The 22,241-nt window shown below is 34.3% G+C and carries 21 protein-coding genes; 4 read left to right on the top strand and 17 right to left on the bottom strand.

The genetic code is table 11. The features are described 5' to 3' along the window. Positions 1-135: 135 nt before the first annotated feature. From I580_RS08325 to I580_RS08290, 7 genes are all read right to left on the bottom strand, one after another. Positions 136-2,943: a hypothetical protein gene (locus I580_RS08325; protein ID WP_010771518.1), complete on the bottom strand. Its 2,808-nt coding sequence runs from the start codon at positions 2,941-2,943 to the stop codon at positions 136-138. Between the two features lie 29 nt (positions 2,944-2,972). Next, complete coding sequence (locus I580_RS08320; protein WP_010771517.1) at positions 2,973-4,001, bottom strand: WxLIP family cell surface protein; 1,029 nt, start codon at positions 3,999-4,001, stop codon at positions 2,973-2,975. A gap of 14 nt (positions 4,002-4,015) precedes the next feature. Continuing rightward, entirely contained in the window at positions 4,016-4,708 is a 693-nt protein-coding gene (locus I580_RS08315; RefSeq protein ID WP_010771516.1) for a WxL domain-containing protein, read from the bottom strand. A gap of 52 nt (positions 4,709-4,760) precedes the next feature. After that, on the bottom strand, positions 4,761-5,426 hold the full coding sequence (locus tag I580_RS08310; protein WP_010771515.1) for a WxL domain-containing protein: 666 nt from the start codon (positions 5,424-5,426) through the stop codon (positions 4,761-4,763). A 109-nt stretch (positions 5,427-5,535) separates the two neighbouring features. Beyond that, positions 5,536-6,237, bottom strand: coding sequence for a hypothetical protein (locus I580_RS08305; protein WP_010771514.1), 702 nt, complete (start codon positions 6,235-6,237; stop codon positions 5,536-5,538). A gap of 352 nt (positions 6,238-6,589) precedes the next feature. Further along, positions 6,590-6,934 carry an EF2685/EF0750 family sortase-dependent surface protein gene (locus tag I580_RS08295; protein WP_010771512.1) on the bottom strand — a complete coding sequence of 115 codons (345 nt, stop codon included), beginning with the start codon at positions 6,932-6,934 and terminating at the stop codon, positions 6,590-6,592. Between the two features lie 5 nt (positions 6,935-6,939). Further along, the gene (locus tag I580_RS08290; RefSeq protein ID WP_010771511.1) at positions 6,940-8,076 is read right to left on the bottom strand and encodes a WxLIP family cell surface protein; all 1,137 of its coding nucleotides are present in this window, start codon (positions 8,074-8,076) and stop codon (positions 6,940-6,942) included. 460 nt (positions 8,077-8,536) lie between these two features. On the opposite strand from I580_RS08290, the gene I580_RS08285 reads away from it, so the two are divergent. The 3 genes from I580_RS08285 to I580_RS08275 all read left to right on the top strand — a co-directional run bounded on the left by I580_RS08285 (position 8,537) and on the right by I580_RS08275 (position 12,160). After that, complete coding sequence (locus tag I580_RS08285) at positions 8,537-9,310, top strand: LytR/AlgR family response regulator transcription factor (RefSeq protein ID WP_010771510.1); 774 nt, start codon at positions 8,537-8,539, stop codon at positions 9,308-9,310. Continuing rightward, positions 9,300-10,655: a sensor histidine kinase gene (locus I580_RS08280; protein WP_010771509.1), complete on the top strand. Its 1,356-nt coding sequence runs from the start codon at positions 9,300-9,302 to the stop codon at positions 10,653-10,655. The genes I580_RS08285 and I580_RS08280 overlap by 11 nt, the downstream gene beginning before the upstream one ends. Positions 10,656-10,876: 221 nt before the next feature. Next, positions 10,877-12,160 carry a hypothetical protein gene (locus I580_RS08275; RefSeq protein WP_010771508.1) on the top strand — a complete coding sequence of 428 codons (1,284 nt, stop codon included), beginning with the start codon at positions 10,877-10,879 and terminating at the stop codon, positions 12,158-12,160. Positions 12,161-12,221: 61 nt separating this feature from the next. On the opposite strand, the gene I580_RS08270 is transcribed toward I580_RS08275, so the two are convergent. The 5 genes from I580_RS08270 to pfkB form a co-directional block, all read right to left on the bottom strand. After that, positions 12,222-13,091 carry an AraC family transcriptional regulator gene (locus I580_RS08270; protein WP_010771507.1) on the bottom strand — a complete coding sequence of 290 codons (870 nt, stop codon included), beginning with the start codon at positions 13,089-13,091 and terminating at the stop codon, positions 12,222-12,224. 120 nt (positions 13,092-13,211) lie between these two features. Continuing rightward, positions 13,212-14,189, bottom strand: coding sequence for a tagatose-bisphosphate aldolase (gene lacD / locus I580_RS08265; RefSeq protein WP_034860246.1), 978 nt, complete (start codon positions 14,187-14,189; stop codon positions 13,212-13,214). A 9-nt stretch (positions 14,190-14,198) separates the two neighbouring features. Continuing rightward, on the bottom strand, positions 14,199-14,654 hold the full coding sequence (locus I580_RS08260; protein WP_010771505.1) for a fructose PTS transporter subunit IIA: 456 nt from the start codon (positions 14,652-14,654) through the stop codon (positions 14,199-14,201). Positions 14,655-14,678: 24 nt separating this feature from the next. Next, on the bottom strand, positions 14,679-16,088 hold the full coding sequence (locus I580_RS08255) for a PTS fructose transporter subunit IIC (RefSeq protein WP_010771504.1): 1,410 nt from the start codon (positions 16,086-16,088) through the stop codon (positions 14,679-14,681). Between the two features lies 1 nt (position 16,089). After that, positions 16,090-17,028, bottom strand: coding sequence for a 1-phosphofructokinase (pfkB, locus tag I580_RS08250; RefSeq protein ID WP_010771503.1), 939 nt, complete (start codon positions 17,026-17,028; stop codon positions 16,090-16,092). 161 nt (positions 17,029-17,189) lie between these two features. Here pfkB and I580_RS08245 point away from each other — a divergent pair, with 161 nt between their 5' ends. Beyond that, positions 17,190-17,933: a MurR/RpiR family transcriptional regulator gene (locus tag I580_RS08245; RefSeq protein WP_010771502.1), complete on the top strand. Its 744-nt coding sequence runs from the start codon at positions 17,190-17,192 to the stop codon at positions 17,931-17,933. A gap of 86 nt (positions 17,934-18,019) precedes the next feature. On the opposite strand, the gene I580_RS17070 is transcribed toward I580_RS08245, so the two are convergent. The 5 genes from I580_RS17070 to modB form a co-directional block, all read right to left on the bottom strand. Beyond that, a complete protein-coding gene (locus tag I580_RS17070; protein WP_010771501.1) occupies positions 18,020-18,175 on the bottom strand; it encodes a hypothetical protein in 156 nt (51 codons plus the stop codon). A gap of 134 nt (positions 18,176-18,309) precedes the next feature. Then, a complete protein-coding gene (locus tag I580_RS08240; protein ID WP_010771500.1) occupies positions 18,310-19,446 on the bottom strand; it encodes an ABC transporter permease subunit in 1,137 nt (378 codons plus the stop codon). Next, on the bottom strand, positions 19,443-20,339 hold the full coding sequence (locus I580_RS08235) for an ABC transporter ATP-binding protein (protein ID WP_010771499.1): 897 nt from the start codon (positions 20,337-20,339) through the stop codon (positions 19,443-19,445). The genes I580_RS08240 and I580_RS08235 overlap by 4 nt, the downstream gene beginning before the upstream one ends. 223 nt (positions 20,340-20,562) lie before the next feature. Further along, positions 20,563-21,564, bottom strand: a complete 1,002-nt coding sequence (locus tag I580_RS08230; RefSeq protein ID WP_010771498.1) for a sulfate/molybdate ABC transporter ATP-binding protein — start codon at positions 21,562-21,564, stop codon at positions 20,563-20,565. A 2-nt stretch (positions 21,565-21,566) separates the two neighbouring features. Continuing rightward, entirely contained in the window at positions 21,567-22,232 is a 666-nt protein-coding gene (modB, locus tag I580_RS08225; RefSeq protein ID WP_010771497.1) for a molybdate ABC transporter permease subunit, read from the bottom strand. Positions 22,233-22,241: the final 9 nt, after the last annotated feature.

Genomic DNA, 22,241 nt, shown 5'->3' with positions numbered 1-22,241 from the left:
TGCGCTGCCAAACGACAATTATATATTTTATGCGAACTTTATAGATAATGTCATCATAATAGAAAAGCTCAGAGAAACTTTTCTCTAAGCTCTTCCTATTTATTTCGACAGTTTTACTTTATTCTTTCACATTTGTCAACCTGTTGGCGCATCTACTAATTGCCATTCAATTCTTCCAGTATAGCTATCTTTATAGTTGCCATTTATTGACTGTTTATAAAATAATCCACTTTGATCATTCCACTCTTTTGATATATCTATTATTCCTGCTTTTGAATCGCTTATTCCACTTTCAATTGTTGTAAACGAGTCTCCAGCTAGAATTTCTACCGGTTTACCTTCTTTTGATTTATAAAAGTAATTTCCCAACATCGTTCTCGTTTGGCTTTTCAGTTCACTCGGCTTAATCTTTAATTGCCATTGGCTATTCAGGCGATTATCAAACACACTTAAACTATCTTTACTTGAAATTTTTACTGGTTGATGTGCTAAATCACCTAATGTCAAATCCAACGATAACGTTTTAGGCACTTCACTAAGCTTATATTCGCGAAGTTTTGCCTCGAATTCGGTAATGTTGTTTGGATTTTTCTCAGCATTATCCATCACTACTTGATAGATTGTATCAGAGTCAATTTTAATTTCCGTATTTTTAATTGCTTGCCCATCATACAGTACTTGGCCATCTTCTTTATTCAGAATTTTAAATGTATGTCCTGAATACAGCTCAACCTCTGTCATATCCTTTTTTTGTGCACGGAGGTTAAGAAAACCTTCATTGGTCGGATCAAATGGTTTTATGATTGCTCCGTCATCCGAAATTAAAAAACTCTTAATGCCTGTCAAGGATAGACTATTCTTCCCTACAGCAAATGTTTGCTGGTACTGAGTTTCATTACTAATGAAACTTGGACTATTTTTTTCATTATACGTTAACTGAGTGTCTCGTATGCTAAAATTGTAAAATGGTCCTAAATTAAATGTAGGTAGAATCCCAACGAGTGCATTTTTATTGATATACACTTGCTTTAGTTTCGTTAATTTTTCAAGTCCAGAAGGAACTGTTCCTGTCAGTTTGTTGTCATCTAGCGCCAGAAATTCCAGACTTTCTAGTTTTGTTAACGTTTGGGGAATTCCTCCGGAAAAACTATTTCCGAATACTGATAATTTCTTCAACGTTATCATGTCGCCTAACTCATCTGGTAATTTCCCACTAAGATGCTTATCTTTTAATTCTAATACTTCTAAATTTGCTAATGCCGTAATAGTCTTGGGGATATGTTGTCCTGCAAAGCTCGCGTCCGTTCGATTTGAGATTGACCTTATTTCTAGTAAATCGGCCATGGTCAAATCTTTATCTATTGCTTTAGGCGCAAGTTGTCGATTTATTTCTTCAATCAACCATGCCTGATTTTCAAAAAACGATGAGATAACAATTTGTTCCACCTTTGCTTGAACTGTTATTTCTTTCTCTATTCCTAATAACTCACTTTTCAACATTATGGGGATATTCACATTACCTATGGTTTTAAACTCGACTTTATTTTTAAACGTTGGAATAACTGTATCATTTGGAAAATTACTAGACAAATTCTTGATAAACTCAGCTACATTATAATTATCAGTAGAACTTTTAACCGCTACCGTTTTATTAGCCCCTTGTGCGGTTAATACTAAAGGAAATGTAACTATTCCATCATTGGTCACTTCCATTTCTGTTTTACTAACAGCGTTTTTTGTACTGGTACTTTTCAGTGTTAGCGGAAAATTGAATTTCTGCTTAGTTTTGTCGTAATACGATAACATCTGTTTCGTTGAATAATCGATTGCACTTTTGAATTTTATTTGAATATTTTTTCCTGCGTATTTTTGTAAAAAGCTCTTTGGAAACGTCACTTTATTATTAAAATAATTGTACTCAGTCTCTGCAATTGCCTCATTTCCAAAATAAACTGTTGGTTTTGACAATTTTAAATCGCTTGCTTCTTTAGAATAATCTAGTTCAAGTTTTTCAGGATAATAGGCTGTAACTTCTTGTTCAGGAAGTTCTTGCTCAATTATATAACTTGAATTACCCGATCCAGTGTCAGTTGATCTAACTGACACTTTATTATAATCTTGAGGGCTGATTATTTTAGCCTTAGAATCAAATAAACTAAAACTGGTACTAAAAAATCCTTCATCCACATATGAGCCTAACACTATCTCTTTATTTAGACGATGTAGCATGCTCATATCAAATACTTGAGCATTAACCATCGCTCCTCCTATAGCAATGCTACTATAATCACCGTTATATTTAGATCTAAGTAAATTTTTTTCTTGGCCTTTATCTGAAACGATTAACGCAATATTTTTTTGGATAACCATAGCTTCTATATAGTTCCTCCATCCTGAGGTTGTCCTGATAGGCATCATGGCGTTAATGTTATCATTTATTACTTGTCCCGATTCCTGATCTACCAAAAAATAACTTATTTTGGGTGTATCTTTCACCTTTGAAGAACTCGAGTTCTGAAAATCCAATAACATACTACTCTTTTCCCTAGAGGATATCATTACAGACAAGGTATCTAAGGACTTAATTCTAATTTCCAAATCTTTTCCTTTATAGATACCTATATTTTTAAGCCGTAACTCTTGACCTTTAGAAAAAGGAATATATTGGTCTAACTTCGGTACAGAATTTTGAATTCTAGCATCGTCTTCTATATTTTTCCCAAAATAGTTTAAATTAACAACATTCGATGTAAGATCAATTTGTTCTCCTGTCGTCAGATTAGAAGCAATTCCCTGATTATTTAGAATATATTCATTTGATAAATATCCAAACCGGCTCCATCCAGTCACATTAATGTCCGCATAACTTATTTTCGGTAAAATTAATAAACTTGCCGTAAATAAAGCAACATATAAAACCCAACATGTTTTTTTCCCTTGCATTATTTATTCACCACCAATTTTGATTACTCTTACTTTCTACGACGCCACACTAAGAAGAAAATTACTAATAAAAGAATAGTAATTAAGCCTACTGCTAGGCTGATGATCCATATCAATTTATTACTCGTTTCATGTTCAAGTTCAACAGCTTCTTCATTCAAACGAGCAGCTTCTTCATCAGAGATTGTAAATTTTTTAGTAAACGCCCATTCATCTTCATTTGAATGGGCCACAATTTCTAAATCATAGCTTCCTGCGGCTAATTCTTGGTTTTCTAATGAGATTGGAAAATTGAAGTTGGAATTAGGAGCCATTGCCATTTCCGTTTTTTCTGCTTCATAGAGGACTTTACTTGAACCATTCTTTCTGATTTTTGCTGTGACCGCTAAATCCTTAACAAAATCAGATTTGATGTTCTGAATATTTGCAGTAATTGCGGTTCGGTAATTGAATAAACTTGCTTTAACTGTATTTAGTTTGAGTTCTGGTTTGATTTTATCCAAATTTTCCCGTAATTGGATCCCAATCACAACAGAAAAAACATTCTTTATTTGAACGTCATTTTTCTTTGATTTTGACTCGTTTGTTGCATCATTTGCCTCATCGTAAACGTTAAATCCTCCAACTATTTTTCCTTCAAATGCTTTTTTCGGCATTTTTAAAGTAAAAGTCACTCTTTTGGTTTCTTTCGGTTTTAGTGTCACTTTTTGTTGCCCTGAGATGAGCCTAGTAATTGGATAAACTAAGGTTGAGTCATTTTTTTCAGGTTCAACACTATATTCTAATTCTCCATTTTGATTGGTTGTGCCTATGTATGGTACTACAGCTAAGTTTAATGTCTCTTCACTAGAACTTTTTATTTCTAACTCTATATTCTGGGTTTGTCCAGGGGTCATTTTCAAGTCAAAGTACGTTTTCGATTGATCGATTTGGTTTTCTGGAATGACCGCTTGAACTGAATAGCCCATTCCATCCGCATATGCGCGATCACAAATACTTATGAGTGTCACCATAAAAACTATTGTCAGGCAATACTTTATTGTTTTAAAAAATGTCATTTATTACTCTCCATCTAATTTTCTGCACTTGGAACATCTGCTAATTTCCAAGAGATTGTTGCAGTATAATCTCTCCCTGCCTTAGCAGTATTAGGCAAAATATCCAGTTTAATCTTTTTATTTACCCCTTTTTCACTTTTCCATCTTGTTGCCCAAACCCCTTGACCAGCATTTTGATCTGCTGACATCACTTTTTGTAAATCTTTGTTCAAAGAAACAGAGTGGCTTTTGGGAGGAGCTGCATACTCAGAGTTGTGTTCCTGAATATCTCCTTTTTGTATTGTTAAATTTGCGCCACTCAATAAGTATCTTTTTTGATCTTTTGATGTGGGTTCGGAAACAAAGTTAGAAATCTTCGCGTAAAGTGACCATCCACTTAAGTTGCCTCTTAAATCTGACACTTGAATATATGGATTAGAATTGATTGCATATTCTTCTTGATACAACCCGCTTCTAACGACTTTCCCAAAACTAAAGTTTGGAACTCGATCGATTTTTAACAAGCCCGAACTGTTCGTACCGTTGTTTGCTGGATCTTCTGGATCTTGACCAAACGATGGAGGAACGGGGCTCTCTTTCCCTTCGATAATGACTGCATCAATATCTGATTTTAAAGCGTCGCTGGTTTTTGCTAATCCAGTTTCTGCTACAAAAACTGGTGATATAACTAAACCCACTAAAGCAACTTTTAAATATTTTGATTTCACTATTATCTATCCTCCATTTTTGATTTACCAACAAACACTCCTTATCTTTGCTTTAATTTGGTGTATTTGTTAATGTCCAGTTCAGTTTCCCGATATAGCTTGCTTTACGTGCTGTATTAGGAATTGATAATTGAACACCTGTTGTTCTTGTTGGTTCTTGATTATCTGCATATCGTTCAAAAATATTTGTATAACGGCCCATTCCTTTGCCTTCATCAGCTTTGAACACTACGCTTGATAGAGTACCTGATATCTTTGCTTCTTTTCCAACTGGTGTATTTTCAGGACGGATAGACGCACTTTTTGAGGTAACTTCAGCTGTTGGAATCGTTAATTCCCAGCCTTTCAAGTCTTCTCCGTCATTTACTCCGCCTTTCACTTTGAATGAGTCCATCGCTACTTTGACGTTCCAACCAGTGCCGTTTCCCGTTACATCAACGACTTCAATCCCATATGCTTTATCTTTGGCAATCGTTGCAGCTCTTGTTTCTCCTAAAGGAACAGAAGGATAATTAAAGTCTGACACTGCTTTGATGATAAATTCTCCATCACGAGGTGTTTTTTCTGATATTTCTTCTTCTGCAGGTCCCGCTCCTGTTCCAGCATCAATAGAGACTGTTACGTCAGATTTTAACTCATCTGCCTTTACTGTAACTGGTAAAAGTGCGGTACCAAACGATAGTGATACTATTAAACTAGATATTATTTTTTTATTCATATAAAATTCCCCCATTACTTTTTATTCAACAGCTTACTACGACAACTTCCTTCAAGCTTAAATATTATTTATTGTGTTTTTTTTTATTGTATTGTATTATATGTTCTAATTACTCTACGTCTGCTAAAGACCAGCTAACTGTACCTGTAAATTGTTGACCAGCTATTTTGTCCTTTTGTTTAGAAGTAACAGCTAACTGAACATTTCTAATTTCAGCAGCAAATCCTTTAGATCCTGGTTTTTTCCCAACCATGATATTTTGGCTACCTGAAGCACCTGCTTCAAGAGATACCTTAGTAAAACCAGTTACTTTATCTTCAGCATATTTTGTTAAATCTGGTAGCGTAGAAATAGTACTTGGCAATTTACCAGTCTCTTTATCTCTTTGACTATCCAAATCAAACGTAGAAATATTTGCTGAGTTCAAAGTTAGTGTTGAAAGTAATTTTTTCGATGCATCTGTTGTGCTAACAAGATCAGACATTTTAGCGGACAATTCCCAATTTGTTTGTTGATCTGCTTCACGATCTTCATATACTGCGATGTATTGTTTTTCAGCCAGTTGTTGATAGTATACTGAACTTAGTGCACTTGCTTCGTTTTCTGTACCAAATTTGAAGGCTGTAGGTTTAGCCATCAAACTTAATGCTTCATCGTACGGTCCAGGAACAATTGTACTTGGATTATCTGTGCTAAATCCAATCCCTACTCCTGTATCTGTTTCTCTTTCTGCTGCTTTAGCAGTCGTTGGTAACAATACTGCCCCAACAGATAAACCTAAAATTAATGTTCCAAATACTTTTTTATTCATTTAATTTCTCCTAACATATTCTACCTGCAAGGAAGTTGTCGTAGTAAGCTGTTGAAGCTACCGATACCTATTTAACTTTGATTAAAAATATTGATTTGCTTTTGTATATATATAAAGGCATAAATCATCAAAAGAAAACAGATGATTGATACGGCTAATAATAGCCAATTCACCAATATTTTAGATTTTTTTAATTTTAATTTTTTTAATAAAATGCTGTCTCGATTCAAGGAGAAGAGGAACATTCCTAAAGAAATTGTGCCGCAAGCTCCTAATATATACAGCCAAAGATAGACTCTCATAAAACGTTCTCCTTTCTTTCATTTTTAAAATAATGTTTTTTCTTTCAAGTTCATAAATCACTGCTAGCCTTAATTTGTTTATCTAAAACGATCGCAAAACTGATTACGATTAGGATCATGCCACTAACCAAGAAGGTCAGTTGTTTCACTACTTCTCCAGTATTTGGTAAACGAACACGTTTATTGATGGGCTGATCATCATCCGCTGTAGGTGTATTATCATGTGGCTGTGGTGGTGGCGGTGTGTCATCTTCTGTTTTTTTAAATGTTATGCCCACATCTCCTTCACCTAGTTGATTAGCAGATGCGGTTGGTGCAAAAACAGAAGTGAAACCGAAAACGATTATTAGTAGAAGTAATCGTTTCATTGAGATTTTTTTTAGGCCCCGATTCATTTATTTCACTCCCTCATTCGTTTGTTCTTTTTATTCTTTGTTTGTTCAGCCTTCTTTCTTTTTGCTTGTTTCGCTTTTCTTTTTCTCATTCGTTCGCGAATCATTTTTTTCCAACGTTTATTTCTAACGGACAAAACTACTATGACTGCTATAAGTGATCCAATAGCAAGCATAACAACATATGGCAACCAATCAGGTGATTCTAATTTAAAGACAGTCTCTTCATTCATTTTCTTTGCGGTTTCACCTGAAACGCTAAAGTCTTTTTCCCATTTCCAATCTTCTTCATCATTTTGTGTATGAACTTTTAATGTATAGTCACCAGATTCGATGGCGTCTACTCCCCAATCTACCGAAAATTCATAAGTACTATTTGGGGCCATTCGAGCATTTTCTACTGTTTGTTTTTTCAGAATATTTTTTGAACCTTTTTTAGTAACTGTTGCTTCAATTTTTAGATTTTCAGCAATTTTTGGTTCAGGATTATGTATGACAGCTGCTACTTGTTTACGCCCTAAATGCAATCCTAATTTGGCTGATGCTAGTTCTAGATTTTTAGCGTTTTTGTATTCTTCTCCAGTTTCAGTCGTGACCAAGCCGATTTTGTATTGATATTTATTAGAAATCGTTTGTTTTTTGGTTTTCTCTTGATCTTCAACCGTTTCAAAGACAACAGCACCTAACTTAACTCCTTCATAACTTTGTTTAGGAGGTGTCACTACTAGTTCAACTATTTTTTCCTCAAAACTCGCTAACTCTATTTCAGGTTCACTTATTTGAACAATTTCAGTTAAGGGATCTTTTAAACTTGCATCTAGTTCTTTTGTCGGTTCATCATACTCAATTTTCCCAGTTGAGCCTGTTGTACCATTTGAAACGAAAACTTTTATTTTAGTTGGCTCATTTTGCGTTGATTTGACTTTTACTTTCAACACTTGGGATTCATCAGGTTTCGTTTCGATAAAGAAATAGGATTTGTTTATTTCAAGTTGTGTATCTGGTCTAATTGCTTGCACGACAAATCCTAATGGATCAGGCTCTTTCCCAGCAGCCAATGAATGGTTTGGGAAGATAAGTAGTAAAACACTCGCCAATAAGACATATCGACAATAGTTTGAGATTTTTTTAAAATGCGTAATCATTTTAACTTCCTTTCTATGCATAAAAACTACGTGAGTTCGTTTCGTTACGATTAAAAATTGAGTTTGTCGATCACAACAAGAAGCAATCTTCAACTTATGTTTTTTTGCGATTTACAATAATGAAATCAACTAGAAACACAGTGTAAACTCAGCTAACTAAACGAATAGCTCATACATTTTTTGTACAAGGCATTCATATTTGTTTATCAATGAACTCATTCATAGTACAATTACCTCATAACAAATAAAACAACAAGTAAGCGCTAACAAATTACATTTAACTTTTTTATTTAGAAATTTTATTTTTCTTCTATTTAAAAGTTTCAAGTAAGCGCTGTCTTGTTACATATACAGTCTTTTTCGTTTTTAATCTATTTAAACCTTTCTTTTTCTATCATTCTATTCTAAAATATATTAAAATTATTTTTTTTAAATATTTATTTTTCTAGGAGGGGAAATAATGACTGTAAATACAACGATTTATGTAGTTGAAGATGATAATCTTTATAGAAAAAGAATTATTCATTATCTTGAAAACTACCACTCCAATTCTTTTCATTACAAAATATCTCCTTTAGACAATCATTTACTATTTATGGAAGATATTCCAACATTGGACATCTCTGATAATGATGTCTTCTTTTTAGATATTGATTTAAAAATGCAATATTCAGGTATTGATTTAGCTAATAAAATCAGAGAAATCAATTCAAAATGTTCGATTATTTTTCTAACTAGTTTTGAAGATAAGGCGATTTCCATTATCAATAGTGAGATTTTTCCACTTGGCTATCTTGTAAAAAATCCAGTTGATTCAACTGAGCTAAAAGCCACTATTGAAAATGTATTGTTGAAAATTGAAAGTCTCACTAAAGCGACCTGGAGGCAAGATCAAGACATCACGACGTTTATGAATGGATATGAAGCAATTTATCTGAATTGTAAGGATATTTTATATATTGAATCATTAAAGGGGTTAAAAAGCCGAGTGCTAATCAAAACTCTTTCAGAAGAGTTAATCATAGAAGGAAAAATTGGTAAAATCAAAACGAACTTAAAACAACCCTATCTCTTTACATCTCTTCAATCTTATGTGATCAATCTTGAAAATATTTCGTCAATCAATCGTAAAAACGGTACAATTACTTTCACTGGTGACAAAGATCTTTTTGTAGGAACTAGGATCATTGATAAAGTCAAAAAAGGGTTGCAGGAGTATCAATATGTTAGATAGACCATTCTTCATTTCTTTACTATCACTAAATTTACTACAACTTCTTTGGCTATTCGCCTATAAAAAGATATTGTCTTTTCGAGAAACCATGTTATTAAGCATTATTTTGATTATCCAGTTTGTCGTAGGTACATTGACTGATGATCATTTTGTGATTTTACTGTTGATTCCTTTTTTTCTTTTGCAATTTTCATTCCCTGTAAAAAGAGTCCAAAATTGGTTGACACCAGCTCTATTTTTAAGCTTTGAAAATGCGATCGTGTTGCTCTCTTGGCTTTTGACATTAGATTTTTGGGATATTTTGTTTATCAATCATTGGATAACAGCTGAAACGCACTCGACATACTTAAAATTTGTGATTTTTTTGCAGCAATTCGTTTTTTATTTACTTGTGATTTTTGCTAACTATTTAAATAAGCGATTTGGTGTGACAGCTACTCTTCATCTTTTACCTAAGAAATATCGATTTGTATCTGTTTTACTTCTATTTTTCTTATTTTTTACGGTTGGATTACAGCAACTTAGTGTTTTAGAAGGATTCTCAGCTTCTTTTTTTTATAGTACCTTCATGATTATTTGCTTTACAGCTTTTCTTAGCTGGAATATTTTGCTTGTCGTTAAGCGGCAAAATGAACAACAATATATCAGTATCCTTAAAGAAAAGTATGAGCAAGAGCGAGAAAAAATTGAACGTTCCAATGAGTTTCGTCATGATTATAAACAGCTTTTGATTGGACTGACTTCATATTTAGAGACAAACGATACGAAACAAGCTCTTGGTTTGCTTCATTCGATTATTGATTATTCAAACTCACTGCTTACACCTAATCTGTATAAAACAATCGCTGTGATTCATAATCCTCCGATTCAAGGTCTTTTGACTAGCTTTCTTAAAAGATGTTCAGAAATAAATATCCAGCCAAAAATTCAAATAACTGAAAAGCTTACAGATATTGATATGAACATCGTTGATTTTATTCGTTGCTTCTCTATTCTATTAGATAATGCGTATGAAGCAGTTCAAGAATCCGATTTGCAACTGATTGAGATTACTATTACTGGTGATTCACAGTTTGTAAAATTAACGGTTAAAAATACGTATAAGGATGATCGTAATATCTCTTTTCAGTCACTTTTGCAAAATAATTTTTCAACCAAAGAAAATCACCAGGGAAAAGGATTATTTATTCTGGCAAAATTGATTGATAAATACAAAAAAGCCAGTTATCAAGTCGCTAAAAAAGACAACTATTTTATCGCCAGTTTTTCAGTGCCCAAACTAAAAAACAACAATTCTTTACTAAAAAAAGAAGATGAAACAAAAGTGCTGAGCTCTGGAAAATAAGAGAGAATTGTTTTTGATGCTATCGTTTATCTGGATTACAAGTGAGTGTGATATGACTCGAAGAGTTATGTTACACTCTCTTTTTTTCATATCTTTATCGTCTAAAATTACAAAAAAAAGAATATTTTTTCATTATACTAGCTATAAATTGTGCCTTTTAATACTTTTTGATATGATAATACAAAGCTATGTTTTTTCTACTAAAAGGAGCATACAAATTTATGGAAACTTACTTAGCAACAGAATTATATGCTATAAATTATCTTCAAATTGTTTGGGCTCTTCTAAATAAAAAATATATTGATAAAAAACAATCGATTCTATTATCTTGTCTATTGATTTTAGTCATCATTATTAGTTTTTTTATTAGAACGCCGTATGTCTTTTTACTACTGTTCACTTTTTTTGCCACCTCAGCAATTTTTATTGTACAACGTACAGGCAGTTGGATCTTGATGGCCCTCACTCCTTTTTTGATTAATTCATTAGTCATTATTTCATGGCTATTTACTTATAACTTGTTGGATATTATGTTTCAATTACATTATATCGATGCAGTTCAACGACAGTTTTTGGTTCCATTTTCACTGCTTGCTCAACAAGTATGTCTTTTTTCATTAATCATAGTGGTTAAAAAGGTCGATAAAAAATATATGATTTCTGATTCTATTTTGCATATTCGCAAAAGCTACAAGCTACAATCAATGATTGCTTTATTCTTTCTGGCTATTTTTGCTTTACTTAAACAAATTGCCGTTACTCATTTTTTTGTAGAATCTTTTTTTTACCTGACCATTTTACTGCTCACTTTAAATCTTATTGTTTATAGTACTGCTTATTTATATAGTAAGTACTATCAAGAACAATTAAAAAAAGAAGTTTTATTTGAACAGTATAATCAGGAATTGGAAAAAATTACTATTTCAGATGAATTTAGACATGATTATCGAAATATTCTTTTGAGTTTATCCGATTATATTGAGCAAGGTGAAAATAAAAAAGCCCTTAACTACATTGCTTCAATCACTGATTATTCGAGAAATTTTTTAGATGATGATTCTTATGAAGATCTGGGAAATATACCTATCCCATCCGTGCAAGGCTTGTTGCTTTATCTCATTGAAATGTGTAATAAAGAACAAATCAAACTTCATCTTGTCGTACCTGATATAATTCAAGAACATGACATTTCGATTCGCTTGATTGATTTTCTCCACTGTCTATCAGACTTATCTGATTTTGCTGTGAAAGAAACCAAAAACGGCAAAGAAAAAAGTTTATATATGATCATAAAAAAAGAAGTTAATGTACTTTATATTGAATTAACAAATACAACTCAGCCTGAAAATAAAGTAGCAAAAGTGACTGAACCATTAAAAATTCCCAAAAAATACTATAAAGAAAACGGTCTTAGCACGGTAATAAAAATCGTTCATCAGTATGACGAAACCGATTTTTCCCTTCAGTCTAGTGGAAATCATTTTTTAGCCCTACTTACCCTATAACGCAATAGATCATCAAAAAGTAAACAACCGATAGACTAAATAATCCGTCTATCGGTTGTTTTTATTCTATAATTTTATTTCGATACTTCAGAGGTGAAATCCCCACTTGCTCTTTAAACACATGATGAAACGTCTTCACACTAGCAAAACCAGATTTTTCAGCCACTTCGATCATAGGAACTTTTTCATTCGCTAAAATAAATTTTGCTTGATTGATTCGGTACTCTGCCAAAAAGCTCATAAAAGTTGTACCTGTATTCGCTTTGAAAAAACGAGTAAAATAATAAGAGCTAAAGCCACTATATTTTGAGATTTCTTCTAATGTAATCGATTCTTCATAATGATTTTCAACGTAGGTAAAAATCCGATCTAGCTGTTCTAAATTTTCTTTATACTTTATAGTAGAAGCTTTGGCCCCTTTTTTAACTTTCGTTTGCGTTTGCGGAAGTCTTCTATAAAAGGTTGTGACCAACTGAAATAACAAGCTAAAAAGCGCATAGTTCTTTCCCACGTGTTGATTCCCATATTCCTCAAATAATTGTTGTAGTAGTTTCTTCGTATCTATTATTAAAGACTTTGACCATTTTAAACTGTGTTTTTCCCCTGTTTCGAATAATTCGATCAATGAACAATCTTTCGCTAATTTCAAATTTTTCTCGTCAAACAGACTTAAATCAAACTGATAAACGATGCGTTCACTATCGGGAGAAGCTAAAAAATAATGTGGTTCCCCACTGGCAAAAAAATAGATTTCTCCTTCTGCTACATGTAGAATTTCATCACCTACGCCGATATTGACCGTTCCACGTATTGAATAAATGATTTCAACTTCTTTATGCCAATGAGGATAAACGATCGTCATCCCATCATTCGTAAACGCTCTAAAAAGAAGATTCCCTTCAAATTCTGGTCGTTCTAAATACATGCTCATATTTTGCCTCCAAGTGTTCCTCTTACCATTTACTTTATCAAACTTTTGATTATTTACAACTGATTTAGGCAAAAAAACGAGCCGCGAGTGTATCGGCTCGTTTTTTTACCTAAATTAATGTTATCTGTCCATCCAAGGTGTTGCTGTTTCTTTCAATACCTGATTCAACGATTCGATGTTTTCTTTTCCTACTGTTTTCATCCAATGTTCAGCAGCCGTTTTTCCGTTTTGAGCAAATGGTATTACGCCATCTTTCCAAGTTGCTCTTCCACATAAGACACCATTAAATGTCGAACCTGCTTCTTTTGCAAAATATAGTGTTTTTTGAAACAATTCACTACTAACTCCTGCACTTAGAAAAATAAACGGCAGATCCGTTGCTTCACTTTGTTCTTTAAATAGTTGTTGAGCCATCTCCTTTGAATAACACGTTTCTTCTCCAAAGCCTTCTACAAAGGACATATTTACAGGAACTTCTACTTTTAGAACATCGACATTATATCGTGGTTTACCAAATTCTTTCATCATTTCAATGACTTTATGCGGTTTTATTTTGGCATATTCTTTACTTGATCCATCTGTTATTACCGCATCATAAGAAACTAATTCTAAGAAAAAGGGCAATCCTTCAGTCTCACATTCTGAACCAATTCGTTCTATAAAAGCATGTTTTTGTTCATTGATCACGTTATGTTCGTCCACATCATAATACAATAAAAATTTCACAGCATCTGCACCAGCTTCTTTCAGACGTTTAACTGACCACTCACTTAATAAATCAGGTAACCGACCTGGTTGACTGGCATCATAACCAGTTTTTTCATATGCAACTAATAAACCGGCTTCTTTATCTCTAACTTTTGCAGCTGGTAGTCCATATTCAGGATCTAAAAGAATTGCGGAAGCATACGGTGTAAGCTCACGAGAAACAATTTCCTTAAAGGAGATAATGGCTTCTTCTCCAACTTCTGATGCACTAGCACTTTCAATCATTTTTTTTAGAGAGCCTCGTTGATCGATCGCAAGTGCCCCGATGATCCCAGCTTCATTACACATTCGTTTCATTGAAGCTAATTTGGATTCTGTCATTTTTTTCATTGTCATTCATCACTCCTCAATTAATTGTTGATTTACATATGTTGCGATTTCCGCACTCGATTCTAGGTGTTTCAATTGTTGTTTAAATTCAGTTTTCATCAATAAACGAGCAACTTTTGATAATAGTTTAAGGTGTATCGTTCCTGCCTCATGTTCAGGAATCAATAAGGCAATGATTACTTCTGTTAACTGACCATCTAAACTATCCCATTCGATTGGCTTTTTAGCTTTTACGATCAATACACTTGCTTCTTTAATGGTTGGATTTTTTGCGTGTGGAATTGCGAAACCATCCATCATGCCTGTACTACCTTCTTTTTCACGATCATTAAAACTTGTTAGTACAGCTGAACTATCTGTTGTGAGCTGCAATTTCCTTGCAGATTCTGCTAAAAATTGCAGAGCACTTGTTTTTGTATCCAATGCTACTTCTATAAAAACATGTTGTGCACTTACTAAAACCATTTCGCTCCAACCTCTTTCTATCAATTAAATTGTTGCGTTTATTTTTGTGATTCGGCGTTTTTGGATGAGTCCTAATAAACAGCCGCCAATGATCGAACCAGCTAATATTGCGAGTACCCAAAGCAAGCCATGCGTCACAACAGGTAAGACTAAAAATCCACCGTGCGGAGCTGGCACTTGAACTTTAAACAGATAAGTCAAAACAGCCGCAATTGATGACCCTAACATCATCGTTGGTAAGACCCGTAATGGATCTTTTGCTGCAAAGGGAATTGCTCCTTCTGTAATATGGGTCGAACCTAAAATGAAATTGACTAGTCCTGCATTTTGTTCGTTTGTATCAAAATACTTGCGGAAAAATAAAACTGCAAAGCCTGTAATCAATGGCGGTGCGATACAAGCTGCTGAAACGCCAGCCATAAAGCTGGTATTTCCTTGCGCTAAAAGTGCTGTTCCGGTAACATATGCCGCCTTATTCACAGGACCACCCATATCGAATGCACACATACACCCAACAATGATTCCTAAAACTAAAGGACTTGAGTTTTCAAAACCTGCAAGAAAATCCATCATGCCTTCGTTGATTGCTGACATTGGTCCTGCAATTCCGTACATGATCAATCCAGTGATTGCAACACCCAAAACTGGGTATAAAAAGATTGCCTTTAAACCATCTAACGATTTTGGTAAAACTTTAAATATTTTCACTAATCCTAAAACGATATATCCAGCCAAAAAACCTGAAACGATTCCACCTAAAAAGCCTGTCCCACCATTACTTGCCACTAATCCACCCACAAATCCAACTACTAAACCTGGGCGTTTTGCGATCCCTTCTGCAATATAGGCTGATAAAATCGGTACCATCATGCCCATCGCTAATCCACCGATTTCTTTTAAAGTCGCTGCAAATTGATTAAACTGCGCACTTTCTGGATCAGCTGAATAAATCCCCCATAAAAATGAAATAGCAATCAGTACCCCACCACTTACAACAAAAGGCAGCATATGAGAAACACCATTCATCAAATTTTTATAAATACTATGTCCAATCCCTTTTACTTCACTCTCTTTTTCCTCTAGCGAATCTACATCGAGCGATTGATTACCACCAAGAATTTTTCCCTTGCCCGCTAATGCATCATCGATCAATTGCCCAGCTTCTTTGATCCCTTTACTGACAGGTACTTCGATCACTCTCTTTCCTGTAAACCGCTCTGAATGGACATCTTTATCCGCTGCGATAATTACTGCATCCGCTGCTTCAATCTCGGCTTTTGTCAATTCATTTTCAATACCGATCTGTCCGTGCGTTTCAACCTTGATCGTGATGCCTTTGGCTTTTGCAGCTTGCTCTAAAGCTTCTTGCGCCATATAGGTGTGTGCAATTCCTGTAGGGCAACCAGTTGCCGCAATCAATTGGTACTTTGTCATATTAGCTCTTCCCTTCTATTGTTTGAATTTGAATTTGTTTTTCTAAAACAGCTATATCACTAAAATCGGTTAGTCCTTTTCTAAAAGCAGTCGAGCTGCCCGCAGCAATGCTGTGTCTCAAACACACATCCAATGCTTCATTTTTTAATAAACCACTAAGAAAAGTACCGAGTAGTGTATCGCCAGCACAAGCTGTGTTTACCACTTTTCCTCTAGGAGCATTCCCATAAATAATTCTGTCCTTATCTGCATAAAAACACCCTTTTCCGCCAAACGATAGTAAGACTCTTTGCGCTCCTTGATTGATCAAACGCTGTAAATACTTTGGACTTTCCTCTAAAGAAATTTCTTTTTGACCAAACCAGTTAGCCAATTCATCTTCATTTGGCTTAAGCAGATAAGGATGATACTTCAAACAATCCATCACACTGTTATAACTGCTATCCACAATTAAATTGATTTTATTTTTCTGCGCAATTTGACTTATTTCAACTAAAATTGTTTCAGCAATTCCTTGTGGTAAGCTGCCAGAAACACAGAGATAAGAACCAGCTTCAATTTCTGTGATCCTATTTAATAATTCGCGGACTTTTTCACTAGGGATTTTCGGACCTTTATTGACAAGTTTATATTCTGTTTGTTCCTGATTCACTTGAGTAAAAACATTGATTCGCGTGTTTTCTGACACATGAATAAACTGTGTAGCGATTCCTTGTTCATGTAGATAATCCTCAATGTATCGACCCGTGAATCCTCCACTAAAGCCAAGGGCTGTGCTATCCGTTTTCAATTTTTTTAGAATCAATGAGACATTGACTCCTTTCCCGTTTGCTTGGATATCATCTTCAATCGTACGGTTGACCACATGAGGTTTCATTTCATCTGTTTCAATAAATAAATCAATTGCTAAATTCATCGTACAAGTATAAAGTTGAACCATTTTGCTCCCCCTTTCATCACACTTGTATTATCGGACATTTTTATATGTAAATGTTTTCATAATCATAAGAATCCTCTGAAAAACGATACAATCTTTATTTATCTGTCGTAAAAATGGTAAGATGATAAGAAGAATAGGAGTAGATTGGGGGATTTATTATCATGGAAAAAGCGCTAAGTGAATCGGAAAAATATTTATGGGATTTTATCGACAAACATCTTGTTGATATCCCAAATTATTCTATCGTCAAATTAAGCGAAAAAGCCAATGTTTCTACTGCAACGATCGTTCGCGCCATGAAAAAGAAGGGGTATGAAGGCTTTACTTCGTTTAAACATTATCTAAAAGACCAATCAAATACGACTATCAATTTTTCTGGTGTTGAAAAAATAGATGCAGAAATCAAACGAGCGATTTTAAAAAATGAACAAGAGGTCATTCGTACGATTAATCGGTTGGATAGTGGGAGTATCGAAGATGCGATTCAAAAAATCAAAGCTGCTCAAAAAATTGTTATTTTTGCCCGTGGTTTTTCTGAACTAATTGCCCAAGAAATGACAGTAAAATTTCAACTTTTAGGAAAATATTGTGAACTGCATGCAGACCCAAATATTATCACGAGTATGAGTAAAAAAATCACCAAAAATGATATTGTACTTCTAATTTCTTTAAATGGTGAAACAGCAGAATTAGTCACAGCAGTAAAAAATTGTCTAAAAAACGAAGTTAGTACAATCACGTTAACGGCTAATTCAAGTAGTTCTTTAGCACAATTATCTGAAATCGTCTTCACGGGATTTAAATCAGAAGGTTCTTATTTTCCAGAATACGAAGTTCGTTCCCGCTTACCGCTCTCTGTCATGGCAAGAATCCTGTTAGATTCTTATGCTATCCGTACAAATTAAGACAAAAAAATGAGCCCAAGTCAAAACTAAAAATCAGTTTTGCTTCGGGCTCTAAATCTAAATAAATGCTGGAATCAGCACCTCATTCATTTCATTTTTGCTACTTTTGCCTTGATCTCTTCAGTAGAATATAATTTGATAAGTCTCTTGATTTCTCCTTCAACATTAAAAATCCCCGCTTTGTTATACCCTAAATTTTTAAGTGCTACAGTAACATAATAAATAAACTCTTCCTCATTCACTAACTACTCACTCCCTGCTAAATAATTACTCATAAGCTCTTTTTTGTCCTAAAGGTTCATTAACTAAAAATAAAGTCATGGTCAAAAAAGACTTAACAGTAAAAATAAATACGTTTTATACGCCTACTAGTTTTTTACTTCCAGCTCAACCGCCAAATCAGAGCCAAAACCAGATTCCAGCTCATTAAAACGAGCAATTGAATCAAATAAGAGGTGAAAAAACGGTCACTAAATTCCGCTACTTTAGTATTCGTATCCATATAGAAAAAAGGTAGAACAACACTGATTCTCTGAATCTTTGGGATCAATGATTCTAAAATAGATGGAACAAGCATAATCACTAGGAATACTCCTAATACTGCTAAGGATTTTTTCAACCACTTCGATAAAAGCAGTAGGAAACTGATTGAAAATAAGATAAAGAGCAACTGTAAACTGATCGTTTTGACTAAAAAGTTCCATAACGGAATCAATTTAAAGGTTGTTCCTTGATAAATTATGATTGGATACATCAATGAGCCTGTCCCATGTAAGATACTTGCCACAATAAAAGAGAAAACGAGTACTGTCGTCAAACCACCGATAAAAATACTGACAGCTACAACATATTTACGCTGAAAAAATTGTTTACCATTGATTGGCTGAACCGCCATAAATAAATAATGTTTCTGTTCATATTCTCTCGTTAAAAAGTCGAAAAAGAACAAACCAATCATAATCACAATAAAAAAATTCATCCAATAACTTAGCAAATGATAGACAACATAAAAACCTTGTTGTCCGGCTTCTAAGTTTGTAGTAGGAATTTTTTGTTCAAGAAGCCACTGATTTCGAGCTATCTGTTCGACAATATGGGATTCATTGCGCCATGGTTCACCACCCAGATCTAGATAGTTCTGTTGCAAGGTTAAGCGCTCTAATTGAATCTTATTTTTTTCAAACCAATTTTTCTCCAGTTGGGCGGTACGTTCCTCTTCTAACAGATACATGATATCGACCAAAATTTTATGCAGCTGTTGTTCTTTGTTAGAGGCCAGCTTTCCATTTTCATCTAAAACCATCAATAATTTATACTTTTCCCGTGGTCCAGAATAACCTTGAGGTGGCTTGATTTCATCATTGATTGCTTTTAAGTGTTCAAAAACCGACTGCTCTTCTCCTAAGTTCTTATAATAAAGATTCGTTAAGGAAACAACAACGGACAGGAGCATAAATCCTATTAAAATAGCATTCTTAGGATTTTTGATCCATTTTTTCCATTCAAAAATCATAGTGAGCCTCGCTGTTTTTGCCCATACAAATTAAAATAAATCGATTTTAACTGATTATTTGTCATCTGACAATCAAATAATTCTATATCCTGCTCTTTGCAAAAAGATTGAAAAACAGTAAATTGTTGTTTGGAAAATGTTCCAACTAATTTGTATTCAGATAGTTTTGTACATAAAACATCGATTCTCGATAAAAAAGAAAGTACTTTTTCGATATCTTTTAAAACGATTGTATATTCTATCGCATCGATCATGCTCTCTTCTTTCCCAATCAATTTTCCTTTATAAAGAAAGAGCACCTGGTCCGCCACTTTTTCTATTTCCTCAAGATTATGAGAAGAAATGATCACCGTCACACCCTTATCAGCCAACGCTCGAATACTATTTTGCACTTTGATAATCCTATCTGGCTCTAAACCATTTAACGGTTCGTCCATTAAAACTAACTCAGGCTGATTGATCAAAGATATCGCTAATAGTAAGTGTTGCTTCATTCCTAACGAATAATGTTTAACTTTCTTTTTCAGGAAATCTGCAATTTCCAGCTCTACAACCAATCGCTGAAGTTCTTCTTTGGATTTTTTTTGTTCTTTACGGACAAATTCCAAATGATCCCAACCAGTTAAATGATCATATAAAATAGAGGCATCCTGTAAATACGACATTCTATAAAACAAAGAATACTCTGTATTTGGCTGTTCAAATATTTGAATCGCCCCTGAATCTATCTGATCAATATTTGCAATGCTATTTAATAACGTTGTTTTCCCTGTACCATTTGGTGCCACTAAGGCAATAACTTTAGGTTCATTCAACGAAAAATCAAGTTCATCTAAAACTTTCTGCTCACCAAAACATTTGGTCACTCCCGTTATTTCTAAAATTGTCCCCATATTTATTGTTCTCCTATTTTTCTTGATTGCTCTGTATTTCCACAATCTTCCATCTACTATTTTATCATTAAGGGGGAGTCTTAGACTTGTCATTTCAATGAACAATATATGAATAAAGTTAGAAGGTTGTCTTGACTAAATAGAGTAAAGACCCAACTGGTCAGCTGTAACGTAAAATAGATAGATACAAAACCACTTACACTTTAAATAACAAATTATTTCCTTATTTCAATACCATAATTGCCTCTGGTGAAAGACTGAAATGCTTAATGGTATTCGCTTCAATCTGTTTGCTTCCCTTCCACCAAAGATCAAGTTCATTCCAAACAAACCAAGCATTTTGTTCAAAAGGCGTTTTCTGACTACTAACAAACTTTACGTCCAATCGATTGACTCCACTATCATTCACTAACATATCATGTGCTCTAATGCCAATATAACGACACGCCACAGGAACTTCTGCCGTAACGATCAAAGGCGTTTTCACCCCATAAACTTGCACTGTGTGAGAATCGATTCGTTTAATAGGAAAAATATTTTTACAACCAGTCAATCGAGCAGCTTCAACCGTTTGAGGTTGCTTGAACAAGTCTGTAGTTTCCCCTTTTACAAGACCTGATTCGGTCATGATACCAAGTAGCGGACAAAGTCGATAAAGTTCATCTAGACTATGACTAACAATCAATACGTTTCCTTTAAAGTTGGATAAGCGTTTTTGAACTTCTAGTTGAAGTTCTTCTTTTAAAGAAGTATCCAAAGCAGAAAAAGGCTCGTCTAATAACAGTAACTCAGGATCGGATGCCAAGATTCGAGCTAAAGCAACTCGTTGTTTTTGTCCCCCAGAAAGCTGTCTGGGGTAACTGTCCTTAACATTTTCTAAATGAAATATAGCTAGCAATTCTAGAATCAAGGCATGATTTTTTGTCACACTGCTCAAATTTTTATACACCGTTAAATGCGGGAACAGCGCATATTGCTGAAATAGTAACCCTACTTTACGTTGTTGAGGTGGCAAATCAATTTTTTTTTCTTTGTCAAACAACACTCGATCCCCTAGATATATCCGACCTGAATCAGGTGTTTCGATACCAGCGATACATTTAAGCAACATACTTTTCCCACAACCAGATGCGCCTAAAATCCCGAATGTAGTCGATTCGATTTCAAATTTTACCTTTAGCTGATGATCTCGTAATTTTTTTTGAATATCCACAAAAAGTTTCATCCTTACATCCTCCGAGATTTTCGACTAAATAGTTCCATCAAACATAAAATCAGTAAACAAATCATCACAATGATTGCAACATATTTTTGTGCCAAGGACCAATTACCAGCGGCCACTGCTGAATAAATTGCTAATGGGAGTGTTCGGGTTTTTCCAGCAATATTCCCTGCTAACATTGTTGTTGCACCAAATTCCCCCAAGCCTCGAGCAAAAGCTAGCACGCCTCCTGCTAAAAGCCCATTGATTGCTAAGGGTAATGCAATTTTGAAAAAAATTTTTCTTTCTGAAAAACCCAATGTTTGAGCTGCAGCCAATAAATCTGGATCAATTTGCTCAAATGCAGCAATCGCGGAACGATACATCAAAGGAAACGATACGGCAAGTGCAGCAATTACCGTGGCTACCCAAGAAAAAACGACCTTCACAGCAAAAAAATCCAATAAAAATTTACCTATTGGTTGCTGAACGCCAAATATATCCAGTAAAAAAAAACCAAAAACCGTTGGTGGTAATACCAGCGGTAAGGTCAATAAACTGTTGAAGAAGATTTTAAGTCCTTGATTTTTCAAACGAAATACAAGGTAAGCGATGAATGTGCCACAAAAAAAGGTAAACAGGATTGCAACGATTGCTGTTTGAAACGAAATAATAATTGGACTCAAATCCATTAACATCAC

Source organism: Enterococcus caccae ATCC BAA-1240 (assembly GCF_000407145.1).
GTDB lineage: Bacteria > Bacillota > Bacilli > Lactobacillales > Enterococcaceae > Enterococcus_L > Enterococcus_L caccae.
The sequence above is the reverse complement of the archived record's forward strand: the minus strand, read 5'-3'. Positions and strand labels throughout refer to the sequence as shown.

What these genes read in the sequence shown, in the direction of transcription:
- I580_RS08325 (WP_010771518.1), bottom strand. Translation starts at nt 2,943, where the DNA reads ATGCAAGGGAAAAAAACATGTTGGGTTTTATATGTTGCTTTATTTACG.
- I580_RS08320 (WP_010771517.1), bottom strand. Translation starts at nt 4,001, where the DNA reads ATGACATTTTTTAAAACAATAAAGTATTGCCTGACAATAGTTTTTATG.
- I580_RS08310 (WP_010771515.1), bottom strand. Translation starts at nt 5,426, where the DNA reads ATGAATAAAAAAATAATATCTAGTTTAATAGTATCACTATCGTTTGGT.
- I580_RS08305 (WP_010771514.1), bottom strand. Translation starts at nt 6,237, where the DNA reads ATGAATAAAAAAGTATTTGGAACATTAATTTTAGGTTTATCTGTTGGG.
- I580_RS08295 (WP_010771512.1), bottom strand. Translation starts at nt 6,934, where the DNA reads ATGAATCGGGGCCTAAAAAAAATCTCAATGAAACGATTACTTCTACTA.
- I580_RS08290 (WP_010771511.1), bottom strand. Translation starts at nt 8,076, where the DNA reads ATGATTACGCATTTTAAAAAAATCTCAAACTATTGTCGATATGTCTTA.
- I580_RS08285 (WP_010771510.1), top strand. Translation starts at nt 8,537, where the DNA reads ATGACTGTAAATACAACGATTTATGTAGTTGAAGATGATAATCTTTAT.
- I580_RS08280 (WP_010771509.1), top strand. Translation starts at nt 9,300, where the DNA reads ATGTTAGATAGACCATTCTTCATTTCTTTACTATCACTAAATTTACTA.
- I580_RS08275 (WP_010771508.1), top strand. Translation starts at nt 10,877, where the DNA reads ATGGAAACTTACTTAGCAACAGAATTATATGCTATAAATTATCTTCAA.
- I580_RS08270 (WP_010771507.1), bottom strand. Translation starts at nt 13,091, where the DNA reads ATGAGCATGTATTTAGAACGACCAGAATTTGAAGGGAATCTTCTTTTT.
- lacD (WP_034860246.1), bottom strand. Translation starts at nt 14,189, where the DNA reads ATGAAAAAAATGACAGAATCCAAATTAGCTTCAATGAAACGAATGTGT.
- I580_RS08260 (WP_010771505.1), bottom strand. Translation starts at nt 14,654, where the DNA reads ATGGTTTTAGTAAGTGCACAACATGTTTTTATAGAAGTAGCATTGGAT.
- I580_RS08255 (WP_010771504.1), bottom strand. Translation starts at nt 16,088, where the DNA reads ATGACAAAGTACCAATTGATTGCGGCAACTGGTTGCCCTACAGGAATT.
- pfkB (WP_010771503.1), bottom strand. Translation starts at nt 17,028, where the DNA reads ATGGTTCAACTTTATACTTGTACGATGAATTTAGCAATTGATTTATTT.
- I580_RS08245 (WP_010771502.1), top strand. Translation starts at nt 17,190, where the DNA reads ATGGAAAAAGCGCTAAGTGAATCGGAAAAATATTTATGGGATTTTATC.
- I580_RS08240 (WP_010771500.1), bottom strand. Translation starts at nt 19,446, where the DNA reads ATGATTTTTGAATGGAAAAAATGGATCAAAAATCCTAAGAATGCTATT.
- I580_RS08235 (WP_010771499.1), bottom strand. Translation starts at nt 20,339, where the DNA reads ATGGGGACAATTTTAGAAATAACGGGAGTGACCAAATGTTTTGGTGAG.
- I580_RS08230 (WP_010771498.1), bottom strand. Translation starts at nt 21,564, where the DNA reads ATGAAACTTTTTGTGGATATTCAAAAAAAATTACGAGATCATCAGCTA.
- modB (WP_010771497.1), bottom strand. Translation starts at nt 22,232, where the DNA reads ATGGATTTGAGTCCAATTATTATTTCGTTTCAAACAGCAATCGTTGCA.